The following is a 4,112-nucleotide window of genomic DNA, read 5'->3' on the forward strand; positions in this document are numbered from 1 at the left end:
GATGGCTACTATGGCGACAATTCAATGATGTATGTGGTAGGCGAGCCAAGCGTGCGTGATAAACGCTTAATGGAAGTTACTCAAGAATCCCTTTACATCGGCATTCGTACGGTAAAAGCAGGTATCCGCTTAAAAGAGATCGGCACTGCAATTCAAAAGTATGTGGAAAAAGAGGGCTTCTCTGTTGTGCGTGAATATTGCGGACACGGTATCGGCACCGAGTTCCATTGCGAGCCGCAAGTCGTGCATTATGCAGCAGACGATGGCGGTGTTGTGTTAAAAGAGGGAATGGTTTTTACCATTGAGCCAATGGTCAATTCAGGGAAAAAAGAGATCCGTTTAATGGGCGATGGTTGGACAGTAAAAACCAAAGACCGCAGTCATTCTGCTCAATACGAACACCAAATTGTGGTAACTAAAGACGGTTGTGAAGTGCTAACAATTCGTGATGAAGAAATTCAAGCCGGGCGAATTAGCCGTGTGATGCAAAATGTGTAAAATTTTGAGAAATAATGACCGCTTGTAATAGCAAAAGGGATTAAGTTTTAACTTAATCCCTTTTATTATCAGCTAGTTATCGTTATTTTGCTTTCGCTTGTGCTCGTTTTACCCACACAGCTGAAATAGTGAATGCGACAACAAATGAAATCACCATACCTACAGAGTACATTGCAAGGCTGTCCGGTTTGATTGATGGAATACCTAAGAGACCTGCCGCACCTAAAGCAATGGCTTTTACATTAAAGAATGCGATAAATGCACTTGCTAAACCTGAGCCGATCATTGCCGCAATGAACGCTTGGCGATAACGCAAGTTCACCCCGAACATTGCAGGTTCTGTAATCCCTAATAATGCTGAAATACCGGACGGAACAGCTAAGCCACGCACTTTAGCATCTTTCATTGCGAACGCCACACCTAAACAAGCCGCACCTTGTGCAATGTTAGACATTGCTGCAATTGGGAAGATGAAAGTACCACCGGTTTGTGCCACTTCAGCTAATAATTGCGTTTCTACCGCAATAAAGGTTTGGTGCATACCGGTAATTACGATCGGAGCATAGAATGTTCCGAAAATTGCTCCACCGATAAAGCCTAAGCTGTCATATAACCAAGTTAAACCTGCTGAGATTGCTGAACCTGCTTCACGTCCGAATGGACCAATTACCGTAAATGCTAAAATACCTGCGATGAATAATGACATCATTGGCGTAACAAGGTTATCTAAATAACTCGGCACAAATTTACGGAAGGTTTTTTCAAGGGTTGCTAATACCCACGCAGAAATGATTGTTGGAATAACAGTGCCTTGATAGCCGACTTTTTCGATTTCTAAACCAAATACATTCCAATATGTGATTTTTCCTTCCATTAAGGTTTTTGCATAGTTCCAACCGTCCGCAAGTGCCGGGTGAACTAATAACATACCAAGAGCAGCCCCTAAGAATGGGTTGCCACCGAATTTGCGAGTTGCGGAGAAACCAAGAAGTACAGGTAAGAATACGAATGGTGCATTGGCAACGGTGTTAATGAAATCCACTAAATCTGCGATAGCAGGATAGCGGCTTACCACAGATTCACCTTCCCAGAAGAAGCCAACTGCAGTAAGCATTGAGTGAATACCCATTAACAAACCGCCCGCTACAATTGCCGGAATGATTGGTACGAAAATATCCGCTAAGCCTTTCACTAAACGTTGTAACAACGGCTGATTTGCCGCTGCAACAGCCGCAATATCAGAGGTACTCATATCTGAACCGCCCATCTGTTTTTGCATTTGGGCGTGTACTTCATTTACTGTGCCTGAACCGAAAATAATTTGGTATTGACCTGAAGTAGAGAATTGACCTTTTACGCCTTCGATATTTTCAATGCCTTCTTTATCAATTTTTGATTCATCAGCAATAGTTAAACGTAAACGGGTTGCACAGTGGGCAAGAGCTGTAATGTTTTCTTTTCCGCCTAATTTTGCAATCGTTTGCTCGGCAATTTTTGCATAATTCATAGTTAGTACCTTTTGTGTAATTGAATACAGATATTTTAACTAAAACGGTTTAGCTAAAAAAGGAAAGATTGAAAATTTTTCTAAATTTGTGATTAAGATCACATTTTTGCTAAATAGGGGAGAGATCAGAAATAATGTTCCCATTTGAAACTGTAATCACCCGATTAAACAAAAACAAACTTTCTTCTAATTGGTGAGTTACCATCAGCAAAGTTAAATTTCGGCTTTGGCAAATATCTAGTACGATTTGTTGTAATTCCTCTCTGCGTTTTGGATCGAGGGCAGAAAAAGGTTCGTCCAACAATAAAATCGGTTTATCACGCAAGAGTGTGCGAGCAAGTGCAACACGTTGCTTTTGTCCGCCTGAAAGTTGATCAGCTTGTCGGTGTAAAAATTCCTCAATCCCCATTTGACGGGCAATTTGTTTGACTTGCAATTTCTGCTCTTCATTAAGTGAGAGGCTTGGCACAAGGGCTAACCCAATATTTTGCTCTACGGTTAAATGTGGAAAAATATTGTTGTCTTGGAATAACATAGAAACGGGGCGTTGTGCTACTTCAGTGTGAGTATGATTTTCTTGATTTAAGAACAATTCGCCTTTTTCAGCTTTTTCAAATCCGGCAATTAGGTTGAGCAATGTACTTTTACCCGCACCGCTTTCACCAACTACCGCAATGCGTTCGCCTTTATGAGCGGAAAGTTGAAAGTGCATTTTCATCTGTTCATAAGTAAAGTGAAGATCAAGTTCTATCATATTTTGTCCTTTATACATAAAAACGGCAGCAAGGCGAATAACATTAGCATTAATGCAGTAACGGCGGCATCTTCGGTTCTGTAGTTTCCGAGTTGTTGATAGAGCAAGTAGGGTAGTGAACTAAAATCACGGTTGCCAAAAAAGGCAATCACGGTGAAACTGCCTAAACTTGAAGAGAATGCTAATGCAAAGGCGGTTGCAAGCGGTCGAATTAGCTGTGTTTTTTCCACAATCCACCAGCGTTGAAAGCCTGTTAGCCCTAAGCTGTGAGCCAGTTTATCGTGGCTTGTTAAACTATTCCACATCGCAGAAAAGAGCATCGGGTAGATAAAAGGGAGCAACGTTAAGCCATTGCATACACCAACTAAAACTAACAACTCCGCTGGGGAGAGATTTTGATTCATCAGTAAAATAAATAAACCAACGGATAACAAAAAGATGGGGAGCACTAACGGATAAATTGCTACACTGCCTAAAATGCTGTGGGCGATTTTGGCTTTTTTATAAAGTAGTTGGCGGGCTTCTAAGGCAATAAGATAACTCACTCCAATCACGACAAAAGAGGCAATCAGGCTTAAAACCAAAGAGAACTGTGCCGCTTTCCATAATGCCGGATTGAGCAATCGTTCACTGAGTTTTGACACACTAATGCCAGCCCAAACCACGCTTACAAGCGGTAGAATTATTGCAAAACTTTGCAAAAAAATGACCGCTTGTAAAAGCAATTTTGCTACACCAGTGGGCTTTGGCTTCCAAATCTCTACTCGGTTAGGTTGTTGTTTCAGTTGCTTCAATGCTGAAGTAGACATTCGGCTCATCACAAATTGTAAGCCGATACCTACAACAAATTGTACCGCGATTAAGATAATCGCTTTTGCAAAATCAAACTCAAAAGTAACCGCTTGATAAATAGCCACTTCAAGCGTGCTGTATTTCGGGCTGCCACCGAGCATTAATACTATCGGAAAGCTGGTAAAGCAAACGAGAAATACTGTCATAAAAATATAAGGAAACAGCGTTTTGATAACAGGTATTTCTACAATATTGATGAAATTCCAGCCCTTTACATTTAATTGAGAGGCAAGTTGGAAACGGCTACTTGGGATAAGGTTTAATCCGCTGATGTAATATTTCATCACAAAAGGAATGTTGAATAAGCTGTGAGCAATAATAATGCCGTGTAAACCATATAAATTAAATTGCCATTCCAAGCCTATAGAGTGAAAAAATTGTGCCAGCCAGCCTGAGTTGCCAAATACACCAATGACCGCAAAGATAATGACGAGTGAAGGTAATGCCCAAACAAAAGAGATGGTTTTATAAAGTAATTGCTTGCCTTTAAAGTCTAAATAG

Annotated in this window: 4 protein-coding genes; 1 reads left to right on the plus strand and 3 read right to left on the minus strand. The window is 40.8% G+C overall.

The window, feature by feature from the left end; genetic code table 11:
* On the plus strand, positions 1-498 hold a 498-nt coding region (map, locus tag ACJHV0_RS05820), incomplete at its 5' end, for a type I methionyl aminopeptidase (RefSeq protein ID WP_483133637.1).
* 82 nt (positions 499-580) lie between these two features.
* Here the strand turns inward: map and ACJHV0_RS05825 are convergent.
* The 3 genes from ACJHV0_RS05825 to ACJHV0_RS05835 all read right to left on the minus strand — a co-directional run.
* A complete protein-coding gene (locus ACJHV0_RS05825) occupies positions 581-2,005 on the minus strand; it encodes a sucrose-specific PTS transporter subunit IIBC (RefSeq protein ID WP_483133638.1) in 1,425 nt (474 codons plus the stop codon).
* A gap of 109 nt (positions 2,006-2,114) precedes the next feature.
* Complete coding sequence (gene thiQ, locus ACJHV0_RS05830) at positions 2,115-2,759, minus strand: thiamine ABC transporter ATP-binding protein (protein ID WP_483133639.1); 645 nt, start codon at positions 2,757-2,759, stop codon at positions 2,115-2,117.
* Positions 2,756-4,112, minus strand: a 1,357-nt coding sequence (locus tag ACJHV0_RS05835) for a thiamine/thiamine pyrophosphate ABC transporter permease ThiP (RefSeq protein WP_483133640.1), incomplete at its 5' end; no start/stop codon positions are given. The genes thiQ and ACJHV0_RS05835, both read right to left, overlap by 4 nt.

This window comes from Mannheimia sp., from assembly GCF_056854775.1.

Excerpts from the sequence above, each read along its gene's own strand:
- ACJHV0_RS05825 (WP_483133638.1), bottom strand. The coding sequence starts at position 2,005 with ATGAATTATGCAAAAATTGCCGAGCAAACGATTGCAAAATTAGGCGGA.
- thiQ (WP_483133639.1), bottom strand. The coding sequence starts at position 2,759 with ATGATAGAACTTGATCTTCACTTTACTTATGAACAGATGAAAATGCAC.